The following is a 16406-nucleotide window of genomic DNA, read 5'->3' as shown; positions in this document are numbered from 1 at the left end:
GCTCACCTCCGGGGGAGCAGCAAAGAACGGTGCCATTCATAAAAAGCGGGAAGGACGGCACGAAGAACACGGAAAGCCGATATTCCACCGCGCACCGTACCGATTCGGACGAGTTCATGTTCTGGAGCGTCCACGACCACCCGTACGGCCGCAACCGGGCGCACGCCCGTGCGCACGGCGCTCTGGAGCGTGGACGCCGATTCCATGTCGACCGCGACCGCGCCGGTCGCGAGCAGAGCCGACCGTTCATGACCGCGGACGACGTGATCGGAGCCCGCGAGCGGCCCCGTGTGGACGGTGCGGCCGGGCACGGCACGCACCAGTTCCTTGACCAGTAGTTCGGTGCCCACGCACGGCGTGCTGCCGTGCGCGTCCCGGGTTTCCTCGGCGACGACCAGGTCCCCGGGGTGCATGCCAGGGGCGAGCCCCGCACAGAACCCCGTGGCCAGGACGGCCGCCTCGCGCAGCTCCGGGTCCGCGAGGATCCGGGTGACCGCCCGCTCGGCGGCCTTGGGACCCATGCCCGTACGCAGCACGGTGACGGGTCCGTCGGCGCCGCCCCGGTCGCCGCTGCGCAGCGCGAGGCGCTCGATGCCGAGCGCGCAGGCGATGAGCAGCGAGGCCGGTTCGGGCTTCGTACTCATCGACCCCCCTTGACCGCGGCGAAGGGCTCGCCGTGGACGTACCGGCCGAGCGCGGTGAGGGGGAAGACCTGGCGGTAGAGGTGGTAGTTGATCGAGAAGTCCCACGGGAACCCGGTGCCGGTGAAGTACGGCTCGTCCCAGGAGCCGTCCGGCAGCTGGGTCTCCGCGAGCCAGGCGACTCCGCGCTCGGCGGCCTTGGAGTCGCGCTCCCCCGCCGCGAGCAGTGCGAGCAGCGCCCAACCGGTCTGGGAGGCCGTCGAAGCACCGCGGCCGCTCCACTCGGGGACGTCGTGGTAGGAGCGCAGATCCTCGCCCCAGCCCCCGTCGTCGTTCTGTACGGTCTCCAGCCAGGCCACGGCCCGGCGGATCGCCGGGTGCGAGCCGGGCAGTCCGGCGGCGACCAGCGCGGGCACCACCGACCCTGTGCCGTATACGTAGTTGACGCCCCAGCGCCCGAACCAGGAGCCGTTCGCCTCCTGTTCGGCGAGCAGCCACTCGATTCCCCGGCGGGTGCGCGGATCGTTCGAGAGCCCCTCGAAGGCGAGCATCTCGACGACATGCGCGGTGACGTCGGCGGACGGCGGGTCGATGACCTCGCCGAAGTCGCAGAACGGCAGCCGGTTGGGGAAGGCACTGGTGTTGTCGACGTCGAAGGCGCCCCAGGCACCGTTCTTCGACTGCATACCGAGGTTCCAGCGCACGCCGCGCCCGATGGCGTTCTCCAGGCGCTCCGGGTCGTGGTGCTTGACCCGGCGCAGCGCGAGGACGACCTCGGCGGTGTCGTCGATGTCGGGGTAGTTGTCGTTGTGGAACTCGAACGCCCAGCCGCCCGGCGGAAGATGGGGCCGTTTGACCGACCAGTCGCCGGGCCGGACGATCTCCTCCCCCAGCATCCAGTCGGCGGCCTTCACCAGCTGCGGATGGTCGGCGGGTACGCCCGCGTCGGCGAGCGCGATCGTGGCCAGACAGGTGTCCCACACCGGTGACTGGCAGGCCTCGATCATCCGGGCGCCGTCCTCCCGCCAGATGGCGAAACGGTCCAGCGACTCCAAGCCGGCGCGAATGACCGGGTGTTGGAGGTCGTAGCCGAGCAGGTGGAGTGCGATGACCGAGTACACGGCCGGCGGCTGGATGCCTCCCCAGCAGCCGTCGTTCTCCTGCCGCTCGATGATCCAGCGCCCTGCCGTGTTCATCGCTGCTCTGCGCAGCCGCCTCGGCGCGACCTTGCGGTACTGGTGCAGAGCCTTGTCGAGGCGTTCGAAAAGGCCGTCCCAACTCGCCACCGGCGCAAGGGGCTTGACCGGGTTGGGATTGCGGGCGTCGGTGTGCAGCTCGTCGAGCGGGAACGGTGCGGGCCGCACCGGACGCTTCGCCGAGACGATGGTGAGGGGCACGATCGTCTGCCGCGCCCAGCACCCGAAGTCGTAGATGTTGAGCGGCATCCACTTCGGGAAGTAGATGAGCTCGGGCGGGAGTTCGGGCAGGTCGTCCCACTTCCACCAGCCGAACAGGGCGAGCCAGATCCGGGTGAAGACACGGGCCGAGGCGATACCGCCCCGCTCGCGGATCCACGCGGAGGCCTTCGCCATGTGCGGCTCGCCCGGGCCGTCCCCGGCCAGCCGCAGGGCGACGTACGCCTCGATGGTGGTGGAGAGTTCACCGGGGCCGCCGTAGAACGTGGCCCAAGTGCCGTCGTCGCGCTGCTCGCCGCGGATGAAGAGGCCGGCGGCGCGGGTGGTCGTCTCGTCGAGGATGCCCAGGAACTGCCGCAGGAGCAGGTCTTCGGCGTCCATCGTGACGTTCGTCTCGAGGTCGCCCTTCCACCAGCCCTGGGCGTCCTGCCGGGAGAGCAGGAAGTCGGTGGCACGCTCTATCGCGCGCGTGGCGGCGTCTCGGGTCTCGACTGTCCCGGCCGCCCCGGGAGTTGTCGTCTCTGCGGTTTCGCTGGCCGAGGCAGTGCGGGGCGGCATGGCCCCGGTACTTCCGTCGGTCGTCGCTGTCATGGCTTCCCCTTCGTGCAGTGGCATGTCTCTGCTGTGGGTCCGCCGTCGGCCGGTGCGCGTTCTCCCGCGGCACCGGCCGGCGACTACGCGAGGTTTATTCGACCGATACTGATCATCTCTTCCGTACGACGACGAAGTCGGCGAGCTCCACGAACTGGGCCCGCACCTGTTCCGGCATGTGGATCGTGTCGAGGGCCTGGACGGCGATCGCGTGCTGGCGACGCGCCTCCTCGGCGGTCCAGTCGCGGCCGCCGGCCTCCTCGATGAGCGCGGCTCGCACGGCGAACTCCTCCTCGGAGAAGTTCTGGAAGTCACTGGCCTTGGCGTCGGCGGCGAGCAGTTCACCGAGCCGCTCGGAGGCCGGGCCGCCCGCGGCGAGCGCGGCCACCACCGGCAGGGACTTCTTGCGCTGGCGCAGATCGCTCCAGGTCTGCTTCCCGGTGGACTCCGGGTCGCCCCAGATGCCGAGGAGGTCGTCGACGGCCTGGAAGGCGAGGCCGAGGTGGTAGCCGTACTTCTCCAGGGTGTCGGCCATGTGGTCGTCCGCGCCGCCGAGCACCGCGCCGATGGAACAGGCGCAGGCGAGCAGAGCGCCCGTCTTGTTGCCCTCCATCTCCAGGCACTCCTCGACGGTGACCCGCTCGCGGTGCTCGTAGGAGATGTCCTGGGCCTGGCCATCGATGAGGGCGCGGGTGGCGGCGGTCAGGCGCCGGGTGGCGCGGCCCGCCTCGGGCGTGCCGAGCTCCAGCAGCACCTCGTTGGCCAGTGCGAACAGGGCGTCGCCGACGAGGATCGCCTGGGCGGGGCCGTGCACCTTCCAGACGGTGTCGCGGTGCCGGCGCTGTTCGTCGCCGTCCATCAGGTCGTCGTGCAACAGCGAGAAGTTGTGGACCAGTTCGACGGAGACCGCGCCCGGCACGCCTACTTCGGGAGCTGCACCGGCGGCCTGCGCGGACAGGACGGCGAGCGCGGGGCGCACGGCCTTGCCGCCGTCGCCGTCCGCGGGGTTTCCCTCGGCGTCGATCCAGCCGAAGTGGTAGGCCGCGACAGTGTCCATGGGCGGCGCCAGGCGGTCCACGGCCGCCCGCAGCACCGGTGTGGCCAGGGTCCGGCCGCGCTCCAGGAGCGCGGTCACGTCCACCGCGTCGGCAGCCGTTTCGGCCGGGGGCACAGTGGGCACAGTCTCTCCTCTTGTTGCGGTACCGGGGGTGCGGGGGTCGGCCGCGCGCTGATCGAGCATCAGGCTGCCTCCTCTGCTTCGAAGAGGTGATCGCGAGGCCGGCCCAGGGCGCCCAGCGCGGCTTGCGCCGCACTGACACCGCTGCGGACCGCACTCTCCATGGTCGCGGGCCACCCTGTGGCGGTCCACGCTCCGGCCAGATACAGACCGGGAGCCTTGGTGCGAGCGCCGGGCCGCAGCCGCCCGACGCCTGGGGTGGGAGCGAACGTCGCCGTACGCTCCCGGGTCACGAAGAAGTCCGTCACCCGCGCACCGCGCGCACCGGGCAACAGCCGCTCCAGCTCCGGCAGATAGCGCTCGCGCAGTACGGACACCGGCTCGTCGATCTCGTCCTGCGCGGCCGACTGCGAGAGGGCCAGGTACTGCCCCTCCCTCAGCCCGGAGGCCTCGGTGCGGTCGAAGACCCACTGCACCGGGGAGCCGAGCGCCGCGAAGAACGGCCGCGTGAGCACTTTGCGGTCGTAGACGACATGGACGTTGAGGATCGGCGCCGTGCCGATGTCGAGAAGCCGCTCCGGGGCGTCGAGCGCACCCGCGGGCAGCAGATCGTGCGCTTCGCGATGCGGTACGGCGAGGACGACCGTGTCGGCCTCCAGCGTCTCGCCGGGAACCTGAACCCTCCAGCGTCCGTTCCCATTGGGGGAGATGGAGGTGACGCGTGTCCGGACTTCGGTACGCACGCCCGCGGAGTCGAGCGCCTTGCGGGCCAGAGTGTCGTGCAGTTCGCCCAGGGGGACGCGCGCCCAGCCGATGTCGGCCGCGCCCGGGTCGGACAGCAGACCGGTCTTGAACACCATCGCGGCGAGCCCGAGCGAGGAGTCTTTGGCCACCGCGTTGAGGGTGGCGACCCCCACCAGGTCCCACAGTGCCTCGACGGCACGCTCCGACTGACCGTGCGCGGCCAGCCAGCTGCCGAAGTTCTGCGCGTCGAGCGCCGGATCGGCGAGATCGAGCCCCTTGAGCGCCAAGGCGGCACGCCCGACTTTGGCGCGTTCGGCGAGCGACAGATGTGGATACGTGGCGAGGCTTTTCGCCAGATGTAGTGGTACGGGCAACGCGGTGCGGCCGATTCTGCCGAGCCGCCGCCCCGGTTTCGCCTCGGCGTCGAGAACGGGCACGTCGAGACGATCCTGCAGCGGGGCCAGCGAGGCTCCCTCGACGCGGTCGAGGAACCATCGGTAGGCGGTGCAGCACCGCAGATACACATGCTGACCGTTGTCCACGGTGAGGTCGCCGCGCTGGAAGGAGAAGGCGAGCCCGCCGAGCCTCGGCCGGCCTTCGAGCAGCGTCACGCGCACCCCGGCGTCGGCGAGTGCCAGCGCGGCGGTGATCCCGGCGAGCCCTCCGCCGACCACCACTGCGGCTGCCGTGCCCGGGCGGTCCGCGGTGTCCGCGGGCTGCGTGACATCACTCATCGTGCACTCTCCCCCTGGGCCGTAACGCGAAGATCGAACGGTGCGCGGCAGGCCATTGAAGTCAGGGACGCCCCGCGGCTGCGGAGGGTTGCGTGCCACTTTTCGCCATTGGAATCACCTTGGCCCAAATTGTCCATCAGGCGCGCCTCCTGACGGTCCGGCGGGATACGTGCCTGGCGTCGAGTCCCGAGAGGCCGCGCACGGCGACGTACGCCTTCTCGCGGCCCGGCAGCGAGACGCGGCCGCGCAGCACGGCCTCCGGCTCGCGCTCGATGCGGTCGAGGAGGCGCCGGTAGATGCCGGCCATGGCCGCGACGCAGGCGCCGCTGCGCCGGTCAAGCATGGGCAGCAGTCCGTAGCCCTCGGCGAACAGAGCGCGGGCCCGACGCACTTCGAAGTGCACGAGGCCCGCGAAGTCGGAGCCGGGCGGCGGCGTCGGCCCGTTGAACCCGGCCGAGCAGCCGAACTTGGCGAGGTCGTCCGCGGGGAGATAGGTCCTCCCGCCCTCGGCGTCCTCACGCACGTCCCGCAGGATGTTGGTGAGCTGGAGTGCGAGCCCGAGTGTGTCGGCATACTCCGGCGCGCGCTCGGCTCCGCGCGCCCCAGGCTCCGTACCGAACACGCCGAGCGAGAGCCGCCCGATCGCGCCGGCCACACACCGGCAGTAGACCTTCAGGTCGTCCCACGTTTCGTACGTCTCACCGCGTACGTCCATGAGGACGCCGTCGATGAGTTCGTCGAGGCCTCCGAGGGGGACCGGGAAGTGCTCGGCGGTATGGCTGAGGGCGACCGCGACCGGGTCGGTGTCGTCCTCGCCGACGGATCCGTCGCGGACCCGGGCGAGCAGTGCCCGGGTGTCCTCCAGCCTGGACGTCTTCACGTCGGTCGGGAGCGCTCCGTCGCCGATGTCGTCCACGCGCCGTGAGAACGCGTAGAGCGCCGACATCGCGCGGCGCTTTGATGTCGGCAGAAGTCTGATGCCGTACGCGAAGTTACGCGCCTGCTGACTCGTCACTGCTTCGCAGTAGCTGTAAGCGGCGAGTACCGGTGCGGGCACGTGCTGGTCCGACTCCACGGTCCGGATCACCCCTTTCCTCGCAGGGTCACTCCCACCTCGCGCAGCAATTGGAGCTTGCCGGGCTTCGGCGGGCCGGGAAGTACGTCGTATTCGGCGGCGGCGATCGCACGGATCGCCGCCCTTCCCCCCGCGACGAACCCCGCGAGCAGCAGCTTCAGCCTGCCGTGGACGCTACCCACGAGGGGGGTGCCTTCATTCAGGAGGTTCCGGGCGCGTTCTGCTTCGTATGCAACCAGTGCACGCACCGATGCGCCTGCCGTGGGCAGGGCCAGATCCGCTTCCTGGACATGGAAGCGCTTCATGTCCTCGGCGGGGAGATAGATACGGTCGCGGCCGAGATCCTCGGCGACGTCCTGGAGGTGTTCGACGATCTGCAGCGCCGTGCACACCGCGTCGGAGCGGCGGACGCGCTCGGGGGTCTCGGTGCCCGTGACGGCCAGGACGAGTCGGCCGACGGGATTGGCGGAGAGCTCGCAGTAGGCGAGGAGATCGTCGTAGGTCTCGTACCGCGTGACCAACTGGTCCTGGCGGTTCGCCGCGATCAGGCCGAGAAAGGGCTCGGGAGTGAGGCCGGCGCGCCGGACGGTGGGCTGGAGGCGACGCAGCAGCGGGTGGCGCGGGGTCGAGCCGAACACGCGGTGCAGGTCGGCCTCGAAGGCGTCGAGGAGGGCCGGTCGGTCCTCGGCCTGGGTGGGCGGCACGCCCAGCAGGCGGGCGTCAGCGCCGCCCGGGGCCAGGTCGCCGTCACCGATGTCGTCGACGAGGCGGGCGAAGCCGTACACGGCCATCAGGTCGTCGCGCCATGCCTTGGGCAGGAAGAAGGGTGCCACGGGGAAGTTCTCGTCCGCGGCCTTGTCGAGGGTGTCGCGCTCCGGGTCACCGGTGCGCGCCGTCCCGGCTTCGGTCACCGCTCGCCGCCCGGCGCGGCAACGGCCCACGCTTGGCGGAGCTGGAGAGTTTCCGTAGCCATTGCCGTCACATCTCCCGTTCTACACTGCTCACCCAATGGTGCCCATTTCGGACACGCCGCGCATACGTCCGCGCGGCGCAGCCGTGCCGGGTGCGCGCATTATCGCCCTACTTGCCGCGAATCAGCACCGGTACAGCTTACGTTGTACAACGCGGCACAGTCCGTCTGGGTGTCCTGCACATCACAACAACACACCGATTGGCGTCAAGATTCCTAAGCACGCCAGGAGTTGGCGTTTCCTTTGCAGACGCAGTGCCCCGCCGAAGGGTTCCGGCGGGGCACTGGGCGAAATGGGCTACTTGCCGGTGAACTTCTCGTATTCCTTGAGGACCTCTTCGGTGGGGCCGTCCATCCGCAGCTCACCGCGCTCCAGCCAGAGCACGCGGTCGCAGGTGTCGCGGATCGACTTGTTGTTGTGACTGACCAGAAACACCGTGCCGGCGCTCTGGCGCAGCTCCCTGATGCGCTGCTCGGAGCGCTTCTGGAACTTGCGGTCACCGGTGGCCAGGGCCTCGTCGATCATCAGGACGTCGTGGTCCTTGGCGGCCGCGATGGAGAAGCGCAGGCGGGCCGCCATGCCGGACGAGTAGGTGCGCATCGGGAGGGTGATGAAGTCACCCTTCTCGTTGATGCCCGAGAAGTCGACGATCTCCTCGTAGCGCTCCTTGATCTGCTCGCGGGTCATGCCCATCGCGAGTCCGCCCAGAATGACGTTCCGCTCACCCGTCAGGTCGTTCATGAGGGCGGCGTTGACGCCGAGCAGGGAGGGCTGGCCGTCGGTGTAGACCTTGCCCTGCTCCGCGGGCAGCAGTCCGGCGATGGCGCGCAGGAGAGTGGACTTGCCGGAGCCGTTCGAGCCGATCAGGCCGACCGCCTCGCCCCGGTAGGCGGTGAAGGAGACGCCCCGGACGGCGTGCACCTTGCGTACGCCGCGTTCCTCGCCGCGCTTGAGGATGCGGCTGAGCGCGGAGGTGGCGCTGCCCTTTCCGGTCTTGGCGCCGTTGACGCGGTAGACGATGTGCAGCTCGTCGGCGATGACGGTGGGGATGTGGGAGTCGGTGCGCTGCTCAGCCACGTCCGTACCTCTCTTCCGCCTTCCAGAAGTACACGAACCCGCCGAGCGCGACGAGGACGGCCCAGCCGCCCGCGACCGCCCAGACGTGCGGGGGCAGGTTCTCGGAGCCGTAGGAGTCGATGAGTGCGAAGCGCATCAGGTCCATGTAGATCGCGGCGGGGTTCCACTGCAGGATGTCGGCGATCCAGCGCGGCTTGTCGGCGAGCATCACGGGGATGGAGTACATGACGCCGGACGCGTACATCCAGGTACGCATGACGAACGGCATGAGCTGCGCCAGGTCCGGGGTCTTGGAACCCAGCCGCGCCATGATCAGCGCGAGGCCCATGTTGAAGAGGAACTGCAGTGCGAGGACCGGGAGGATCAGCAGCCACGAGGGGCTCGGGTAGCTGCCGAAGCCGATCGCCACGGCGAACAGCACGATCATCGAGAACAGCAGCTGTTGGAGCTGCTGCAGCGAGAACGAGATGGGCAGCGCGGCGCGTGGGAAGTGCAGCGCGCGGACCAGCCCGAGGTTGCCGGAGATCGCCCTGACGCCCGACATCACCGAGCTCTGGGTGAAGGTGAAGGTGAAGACACCCGTCACCAGGAAGGGGATGTACACGTCGATCGACATGCCGCGGTCGGCCTGCAGGATCAGGCCGAAGATCAGGAAGTACACGAACGCGTTGAGCAGCGGCGTCACGACCTGCCAGAGCTGGCCCAGCTTCGCCTGGCTGTACTGGGCGGTCAGTCTCGCCTGCGAAAAAGCGATGATGAAGTGGCGTCTGCCCCACAGCTGCCGCACGTACTCGGCGAGCCCCGGCCGGGCACCGCTGACCGCGAGCCCGTACTTGGCGGCCAACTCGGTCGCGGAGAGCCCGTCATCGGGCGACGGTCGTTCGCTCACCGCGACTCCGCCGTCATGCGTTGTCTCACTCACAAGTGGAAACTTTCGTCTTCAAGATGCGCACAGCCTGGTCGGGCGTAGGCATGAGCCAGGGACCTGGGTACGGCCACGAATGCTCTCAGAAATGAGCTTGTCAGATGACAGGAGGTCGGCCCAGTCGGGTCAGCCGCCACACCGTACGCCACTTCATGGGACGCCTGGGACCGCACGGGCTTGTCCAGCCTTCGCGGAACCCGCCGAACCAGGCCCGCAGGGCGGGCCTCGACGGGCGGCGGGCCAGGGTCAGGAGCATCCACACGCCCAGGTAGACCGGGACGAGGGGGGCGGGGAGGTTGCGGCGCGCGAGCCAGACGCGGTTGCGGGCCACCATGCGGTGGTAGACCGCGTGCCGCGAGGGCTCGGTCGTGGGGTGGCTCAGCACCATGTCGGACCGGTAGTCGATCATCCAGCCCGCGTCGAGAGCCCGCCATGCCAGGTCGGTCTCCTCATGTGCGTAGAAGAACTCGTCCGGGAGTTCGCCGACTTCGGCGAAGACCTTCGTACGGATGGCGTTGGCGCCGCCGAGGAAAGTGGTGACCCGGGAGTTGCGCATCGGGTCGGAGGCCCGCAGCCGCGGGACGTGGCGGCGCTGGGTCACGCCCGTCTTCGGGTCGGCGATGCGGAAGCTGATGATGCCGAGCCGCGGGTCGGCCGTGAAGGCCTGGCGGCACATTTCGGCGGTGTCGTGGCGGGCGAGGAGGCCGTCGTCGTCCAGGAAGAGGAGTATGTCGACGTCGCTGCCGCCGGGGCCGAACGCCTCTATGCCGACGTTTCGGCCGCCGGGTATGCCGAGGTTCTCGGGCAGTTCGACCGTACGTATGCCTTCGGGGACGACGGGCAGGGGCGAGCCGTTGCCGACCACGACCACCTGGACCTCGTCGCCGTCCTGCTTGGCGACCGAGTCGAGCAGGGCCCGGAGTTCCTCGGGACGGTTGCCCATGGTGATGACGACCGCGCCGACACTCATCGCCGCGCGTGCCTGCGTCACCTCGCCCTCCTCCATCGCCGCGCTCACTTCAGCCTGCTGGAGGCGAGGACGGACACGAGGTGCAGCAGGGTCTGCAGGATCGCGATGCCGGCCAGCAGTGCGATGCCGAGGCGGGTCCAGAAGAGGTCGCCGCCCACCAGGTCGAGGACCGCGACGAAGAGGATGAAGAGGCTGGCCTCGACTCCGCCGACCAGCCGGTGGAACTTCAGGGCCGCGGCCGCCCGGCGGGCCAGGGCGAGTCCCGGGGAGCGCGGCGTGGACGCCTCGTCCTTGACCGACGGCAGGCCGCTGCGGGCCCGCGCCACGTCGACCAGGTCGGTCTCGGCCTTGATCAGGATCGCGCCGAGCGCGGCCAAAGTGCCCACGAAGGCCCACAGCCACTCGGGGCTCTCGGAGCCGTCCCACAGGTCCGCGCCGCGCAGGCCGAAGCCCACGAGGAGGGCCGCCTCCGACAGGTAGTGGCCGATGCGGTCCAGGTAGACGCCGGTGATCGAGGTCTGCCTGCGCCAGCGGGCTATCTCGCCGTCGACGCAGTCGAGCAGCAGGTAGAGCTGGATCAGGATCGCGCCGAGCAGGGCCCCGGTCAGGCCCGGCACGAGCAGCGCGGCACCGGCGAGGACACCGGCGACGACCATCAGATGGGTGAGCTGGTTGGGCGTGATCCTGGAGTTGACCAGGAACGGGTCCACCCGCAGCGAGATCTCTCGCATGTACAGGCGTCCCGCCCAGTGCTCACCGCTGCGCCGGTCCTTCACCCCTTCGGGGTGAACGACGGGGCGGAGTTCAGCTACTGATGGCCTTGGCATAGTCGGCGTAGATGTCCTTGATCTGGTGGGTTTTCAGGTCTAGGTGTTCGAGGATCGTGTAGCGGCCGGGCCTGGTCTGCGGAGCGAACTCCACGACCTGGCAGAACTCGTCGACGGTGAAGCCGATCTCCTCCGGTGTCACCGGCAGCCCGTGCCGGTGGAGCACCTCGCCCATGTACGCCGACTCCTCGTGCGCCCCGCGCAGATACATCGCGAAGGCCGCGCCGAGGCCGCACTGCTCGCCGTGGCTCGCCGCCCGCTTGGGGAAGAGGAGGTCGAAGGCGTGGTTGATCTCGTGACAGGCGCCGGAGGAGGGGCGTGAGTCGCCCGACACCGACATGGCGACACCGCTGAGGACCAGGGCCTCGGCGAGCACCTGGAGGAAGCTGTTGTCGCCGATGCCCCCGGGGTGGCGCAGCACGGCCTCACCGGCCTGGCGTGCCATCGCTGCGGCGAGGCCGTCGATCCTCTCGCCGTTGACACGATTCGCCAGTTCCCAGTCCGCGATCGCGGAGATGTTGGAGACGGCGTCGCCGATACCGGAGCGCACGAAGCGGGCAGGTGCCTCCCGGATCACATCGAGGTCGATGACGACCGCGATGGGGTTCGGCACACCGTACGAGCCGCGCCCGGCGTCGTTGTCGAGCGTCGCGACGGGCGAGCACAGGCCGTCGTGCGCCAGGTTCGTGGGCACCGCGACCAGGGGGAGGCCGACGCGTGCGGCGGCGAACTTCGCGCAGTCGATGATCTTGCCGCCGCCCAGGCCCACGACCGCGTCGTAGTGCCCGGCCTTCATGGCGCCGGCCAGCTCGATCGCGTCGTCGAGGGTGCCGCCGCCGACCTCGTACCAGGTGGCGCCGGGCAGATCCGGGGCGATCCGTTCGCGCAGCTTGGCCCCTGAGCCGCCGCTCACCGCGACGGCAAGCTTCCCCGAGTGCGAGATCCGCTCGTCGGACAGTACGCCCGCCAGGTCGTCCAGGGCACCGGAACGGATGTCGACGACGACCGGCGAGGGGATGAGCCTCGTCAGTACTGGCACGCGATCTCCCGTCCCTTGGCGAGGTCGTCGTGGTTGTCGATCTCGACCCACGGGACGTCCCCGATCGGCGCGACGTCGATCTGGAAGCCGCGGTTGACGAGCTCCTGGTAGCCGTGCTCGTAGAACTGCTGCGGGTCGGTCTCCCACACCGTCTTCAGGGCGTCGGCCAGCTCGTCGGCGGCCGCGCCCTCGATCAGGGTGACGCCGATGTACTCGCCGGTGGCCTCGGCGGGCTCCATGAGTTTGGTGATCTTCCTGACACCCCGGTCGGGGTCCACGACGACCTTCATCTCCTCGTCCGCGAGCTTCTTCACCGTGTCGAGGGCGAGGATGATCTTCTTGCCGCCGCCTCGGGCTGCGAGCAGGGTCTTCTCGACGGAGACCGGATGCACGGTGTCGCCGTTGGCGAGGATCACACCGCCCTTGAGGGCGTCGCGGCCGCACCACAAGGAGTAGGCGTTGTTCCACTCCTCGGCCTTGTCGTTGTCGATGAGGGTGAGCTTGAGGCCGTACTTCTCCTCAAGGGCGGCCTGGCGCTCGTACACGGCTTCCTTGCGGTAGCCGACGATGATGCCGACCTCGGTCAGACCGATCTCCGCGAAGTTGCCGAGGGTCAGGTCCAGAACCGTGATGCTGTCCTCCACACCCGCGGGGCCCACCGGCACGAGAGCCTTGGGCAGGCTGTCGGTGTAGGGGCGCAGGCGGCGGCCGGCGCCGGCCGCCAGCACGAGGCCGATCATGCGGGTTCTCCTTCATCGTGGACGGCGGGTGCCCCTGAAGACACCCAGAAGCGGATGCTTTCAGCGAGCACCAGCAGGGCCACGGCCACGGCGAGAGCCGTGAGCGCGACCGTGAACTGCTCAGCGGTGAGCAGCGCGGCGAGAACGACGACCAGCAGCGTCCTGCCTTCGTGCCCGCCGATCGCCCGCACCAGCCACTGGGGCGGCGCGCCGGCGTTGCCGCGGATGCGGTACACCGTGTCGTAGTGATGGTAGGCGACAGCAGCCACCAGGCCGAAAGCTGCGGGAAGTGCTCCGTTCACCTCCGCTTTAACTGCGAGCGCCAGAACGGTGCCGTACTCGGCCGCCCGGTAGATCGGCGGGACCAGCCAGTCGAGGGCACCCTTGAGCGGCCTGGCAAGGGCCACGGGCGACAGAAGTACGTAGATCACGGCGCCCAGGACCGGCCACCAGCTGCCGTACGGGGCGAGCGCGGCGCCGAGCACGACGAGAGCTCCGGCGCCGAGCGCGACGTACGCCGGACCACGGCGCAGGGCGCCGCGAGTGAAGCGGGTCACGAGCTCCGCGAGCGGCCCCGAGTCGGTGAGGTCCGCGAGCGCCTTGGCCGCACGGTCCGTGCGCTGGGCCTTGCGTGTGAGGGAGCGCAGGACCCGGCCCGCCGTGGTGTACGTCGCCGCGAAGGCGCAGCCGATGAGCAGGGCGTAGAAGGTGATGCGCGGTGTCGTCAGCGCGGTGAGGACGGCGATCATCGCCCAGCGCTCGCCGATGGGCAGGACGATCATGCGGCGCAGCCAGACCGTCCAGCCGACGCTGTCGAGCCTGTCGGAAAGGGCCGCGGTGGGGCTGGCCAGCGACAATGTACCGAGCGCGGTGGCGTCGTGATTCGCCTCGTTGAAGGAGAAGTCGACGACGTGCCGACAGGTCTGCAGAACCATCGCGCCGAGGGCGAGCGCCCACACGTCGTCACTGCCGCCGCCGCGGGCCGCTCCGAGGGCCAGGCCCGCGTAGTAGGCGTACTCCTTGGCGCGGTCGAAGGTCGCGTCGAGCCAGGCTCCGAGGGTGGAGTACTGAAGGGAGTAGCGGGCGAGCTGTCCGTCCGTGCAGTCCAGGACGAAGGAGAAGAGGAGCAGCAGGCCGGCCACGACGAAGCCGGCGCGGGTGCCGGTGGCTGCGCAGCCGGCGGCGATCAGGGCGGTGAGCAGTGAGGCGGTCGTCACCTGGTTGGGGGTGAGGCCACGGCGGGCGCACCAGCGGGCTATGTAGCGCGAGTAAGGGCTGATGCAGTAGGTCGTGAAGAAGCCGTCACGGGCCTTCACGGCGCTGCGCAGCCGTACGGCCTCGTCGTCGACGGCGGAGACGGCCTGCCGGGCCTCGTTGCGTTCCTGCGGGTCGGTCGGGACGGCGGCGACGAGCGTGCCGAGTTCGGGGCGGTGCACGTCCACGCCGTCTGCGTCGAGAGCCGTGGTGATGCGGTCGGCGAGGTTCTCCGTGGCCGGCGTGACGCTTCCGGAGGTGGCGCTCTCGCGGGCGATCGCACCGGTCAGCGTCCGGCGCGCGGCGGGCTGTACGGAGACGGCGCCGGGCAGTGCGGCGACGGGGAAGCGGGGGTCCGTGAGGCCGAGGCGCAGTGCGTGCACGTGTCCCACGAAGCGGGCGTCGACGACGGCGACCCGTTGGTCGGCCGGCATGGTGGCCACGATCGTCGCGGCGTCACCGGCATCGTGGGCGAGCCGCACGTCGAACCCGAGCGACCGCAGATCGCCCTCGAGCGACGATCCGGGGACCGGCTGACCGGTGAGGATGGCGGTCGACAGCGAACTCACTCCCTGGGTGGCCGGCGCGGCCTGGCGCCGGGCGTGTACGTGATGTGCGCGCCCAGGGGCTCGTCCGGGCGGCGTGTCGGCAGAGGCTATCGGATGGATGGAAGTGGCTGTTCATCGATCGTTCAGGTCCGATCAACCAGATCTGCCTTGTCGCCTCCGCCGCGATCATCATCGGGGATCGGGGGTCCGGGTCACAAACCGTGCCGCCAAATCATCCGATTAAGGACGTCCAGGTACGGACCTTCGCGGCCCGCGACGGTCGCCTCGGCCGCCCCTGGCCGCACGTGAGCCGGCCTGGACGGCGCGGCGAAGGGGGGCGCGAGATGGCGGGCGGTGTCGGCGTGGCAGAGGTGGGGGGGGCGCAGCGCTTCCGGCTCGCCGGCCCCCTGATCTTGCCGAGGCTCTGACCTGCGCATCGTTTCCGCAGGTCAGAGCATATGACAACGGTGTTCAGTGCCGCGTTGCCGGATACCCCCTGCCCGTAGTTCACTGTGATCCGGGGCATCGGACAGGGAGGCGGCTTTCATGGGGGCTGGGCACGATCACGGGCACGCGCACGCTGTTCCCAGCACGGGTACGGCGGCAGCGGCGTACCGCGGGAGGCTGCGCATCGCGCTGTCGATCACGCTCACCGTCATGGTCGTCGAGATCGTGGGCGGTCTGCTCGCCGATTCGCTCGCTCTCATCGCGGACTCGGCCCATATGGCGACGGACGCACTGGGCCTCGGTATGGCCCTGCTCGCCATCCACTTCGCCAATCTCCCGCCCACCGGGAACCGCACCTTCGGGTACGCACGGGCCGAGATCCTCGCCGCCCTCGCGAACTGCCTGCTGCTGCTCGGCGTCGGCGGCTATGTCCTGTACGAGGCGATCCAGCGGTTCATGACACCCGCCGACACCTCGGGCGGGCTGACCGTCGTGTTCGGTCTGATCGGTCTGGTCGCGAACATGATCTCGCTCACGCTGCTGATGCGCGGGCAGAAGGACAGCCTGAACGTGCGGGGCGCGTTCCTGGAGGTCGCGGCGGACGCGCTGGGTTCGGTGGCGGTGTTGATCTCCGCCGTCGTCATCATGACCTCGGGCTGGCAGGCCGCCGACCCGATCGCTTCGATCGCCATCAGTCTCATGATCGTCCCACGCACCTGGAAGCTGCTCCAGGAGACGCTCAACGTGCTCCTGGAGGCGGCTCCCAAGGACGTCGACATGGCGGAGGTGCGCGCGCACCTCCTGGCGCTCCCGGGCGTGGAGGACATCCACGACCTGCACGCCTGGACCATCACATCGGGCATGCCGGTGCTCTCCGTCCACGTGGTCGTCAGCTCCGACGCCCTGAACGCCATCGGCCACGAGAAGATGCTCCACGAACTCCAGGTCTGCCTCGGCGACCACTTCGACGTGGAGCACTGCACCTTCCAGCTGGAGCCGAGCGGACACGCGGAGCACGAGGCGAAGCTGTGTCACTGAGCCGTCGCCGTGCGATGTCGCCACCCTCGCCCTGCGACGTCGGCGACCCCTCGGCGTACGACCGTGGCGAGAGGGACCGACCGCCGTCCGGGGGGTGCACCGGGTACGCAGTCCGCCCGTTTCGGCGTAACGCATCCGGCCCGGATTCGCCCTGCCGCCCGAACATCTGACGGTCCCTGTCCTGACGGTTCCT

The 16406-nt window shown here is 69.7% G+C and carries 15 protein-coding genes; 1 reads left to right on the top strand and 14 read right to left on the bottom strand.

Annotated elements, in window-relative coordinates:
* Positions 1 to 2: 2 nt before the first annotated feature.
* From ACFYPC_RS06415 to ACFYPC_RS06350, 14 genes are all read right to left on the bottom strand, one after another.
* Positions 3 to 644, bottom strand: coding sequence for a 1-hydroxy-2-methyl-2-butenyl 4-diphosphate reductase (locus ACFYPC_RS06415; RefSeq protein WP_388671640.1), 642 nt, complete (start codon positions 642 to 644; stop codon positions 3 to 5).
* Complete coding sequence (shc, locus tag ACFYPC_RS06410; RefSeq protein ID WP_388671637.1) at positions 641 to 2647, bottom strand: squalene--hopene cyclase; 2007 nt, start codon at positions 2645 to 2647, stop codon at positions 641 to 643. The genes ACFYPC_RS06415 and shc overlap by 4 nt, the downstream gene beginning before the upstream one ends.
* A 112-nt stretch (positions 2648 to 2759) precedes the next feature.
* Positions 2760 to 3887, bottom strand: a complete 1128-nt coding sequence (locus tag ACFYPC_RS06405) for a polyprenyl synthetase family protein (protein ID WP_388671634.1) — start codon at positions 3885 to 3887, stop codon at positions 2760 to 2762.
* Positions 3887 to 5302, bottom strand: coding sequence for a hydroxysqualene dehydroxylase HpnE (gene hpnE, locus ACFYPC_RS06400; RefSeq protein ID WP_388671631.1), 1416 nt, complete (start codon positions 5300 to 5302; stop codon positions 3887 to 3889). The genes ACFYPC_RS06405 and hpnE overlap by 1 nt, the downstream gene beginning before the upstream one ends.
* Positions 5299 to 5439 carry a DUF6380 family protein gene (locus ACFYPC_RS06395; protein ID WP_388671628.1) on the bottom strand — a complete coding sequence of 47 codons (141 nt, stop codon included), beginning with the start codon at positions 5437 to 5439 and terminating at the stop codon, positions 5299 to 5301. The genes hpnE and ACFYPC_RS06395 overlap by 4 nt, the downstream gene beginning before the upstream one ends.
* Positions 5439 to 6389: a presqualene diphosphate synthase HpnD gene (gene hpnD, locus ACFYPC_RS06390; protein WP_388671625.1), complete on the bottom strand. Its 951-nt coding sequence runs from the start codon at positions 6387 to 6389 to the stop codon at positions 5439 to 5441. Before hpnD ends, ACFYPC_RS06395 begins: the two co-directional genes overlap by 1 nt.
* Entirely contained in the window at positions 6386 to 7288 is a 903-nt protein-coding gene (gene hpnC / locus ACFYPC_RS06385; protein ID WP_388671622.1) for a squalene synthase HpnC, read from the bottom strand. Before hpnC ends, hpnD begins: the two co-directional genes overlap by 4 nt.
* A gap of 357 nt (positions 7289 to 7645) precedes the next feature.
* Entirely contained in the window at positions 7646 to 8425 is a 780-nt protein-coding gene (locus ACFYPC_RS06380) for an ABC transporter ATP-binding protein (RefSeq protein ID WP_388671619.1), read from the bottom strand.
* Complete coding sequence (locus tag ACFYPC_RS06375; protein WP_388671616.1) at positions 8418 to 9347, bottom strand: ABC transporter permease; 930 nt, start codon at positions 9345 to 9347, stop codon at positions 8418 to 8420. Before ACFYPC_RS06375 ends, ACFYPC_RS06380 begins: the two co-directional genes overlap by 8 nt.
* Positions 9348 to 9447: 100 nt before the next feature.
* Complete coding sequence (locus ACFYPC_RS06370) at positions 9448 to 10320, bottom strand: glycosyltransferase family 2 protein (RefSeq protein WP_388672044.1); 873 nt, start codon at positions 10318 to 10320, stop codon at positions 9448 to 9450.
* Positions 10321 to 10364: 44 nt separating this feature from the next.
* The gene (locus tag ACFYPC_RS06365) at positions 10365 to 11147 is read right to left on the bottom strand and encodes a CDP-alcohol phosphatidyltransferase family protein (RefSeq protein ID WP_388671613.1); all 783 of its coding nucleotides are present in this window, start codon (positions 11145 to 11147) and stop codon (positions 10365 to 10367) included.
* Positions 11125 to 12186: an iron-containing alcohol dehydrogenase family protein gene (locus ACFYPC_RS06360; protein WP_388671610.1), complete on the bottom strand. Its 1062-nt coding sequence runs from the start codon at positions 12184 to 12186 to the stop codon at positions 11125 to 11127. Before ACFYPC_RS06360 ends, ACFYPC_RS06365 begins: the two co-directional genes overlap by 23 nt.
* Complete coding sequence (locus ACFYPC_RS06355) at positions 12174 to 12926, bottom strand: sugar phosphate nucleotidyltransferase (protein ID WP_388671607.1); 753 nt, start codon at positions 12924 to 12926, stop codon at positions 12174 to 12176. Before ACFYPC_RS06355 ends, ACFYPC_RS06360 begins: the two co-directional genes overlap by 13 nt.
* Entirely contained in the window at positions 12923 to 14740 is a 1818-nt protein-coding gene (locus tag ACFYPC_RS06350; protein ID WP_388672041.1) for a DUF5941 domain-containing protein, read from the bottom strand. Before ACFYPC_RS06350 ends, ACFYPC_RS06355 begins: the two co-directional genes overlap by 4 nt.
* 534 nt (positions 14741 to 15274) lie before the next feature.
* Here ACFYPC_RS06350 and ACFYPC_RS06345 point away from each other — a divergent pair.
* Entirely contained in the window at positions 15275 to 16213 is a 939-nt protein-coding gene (locus tag ACFYPC_RS06345; RefSeq protein WP_388671604.1) for a cation diffusion facilitator family transporter, read from the top strand.
* Positions 16214 to 16406: the final 193 nt, after the last annotated feature.

It is taken from the genome of Streptomyces sp. NPDC005808 (assembly GCF_042871385.1).
Taxonomy (GTDB): Bacteria; Actinomycetota; Actinomycetes; order Streptomycetales; family Streptomycetaceae; genus Streptomyces.
Note: the sequence above shows the minus strand (reverse complement) of the source record. Positions and strands in the feature narration are given on the sequence as shown.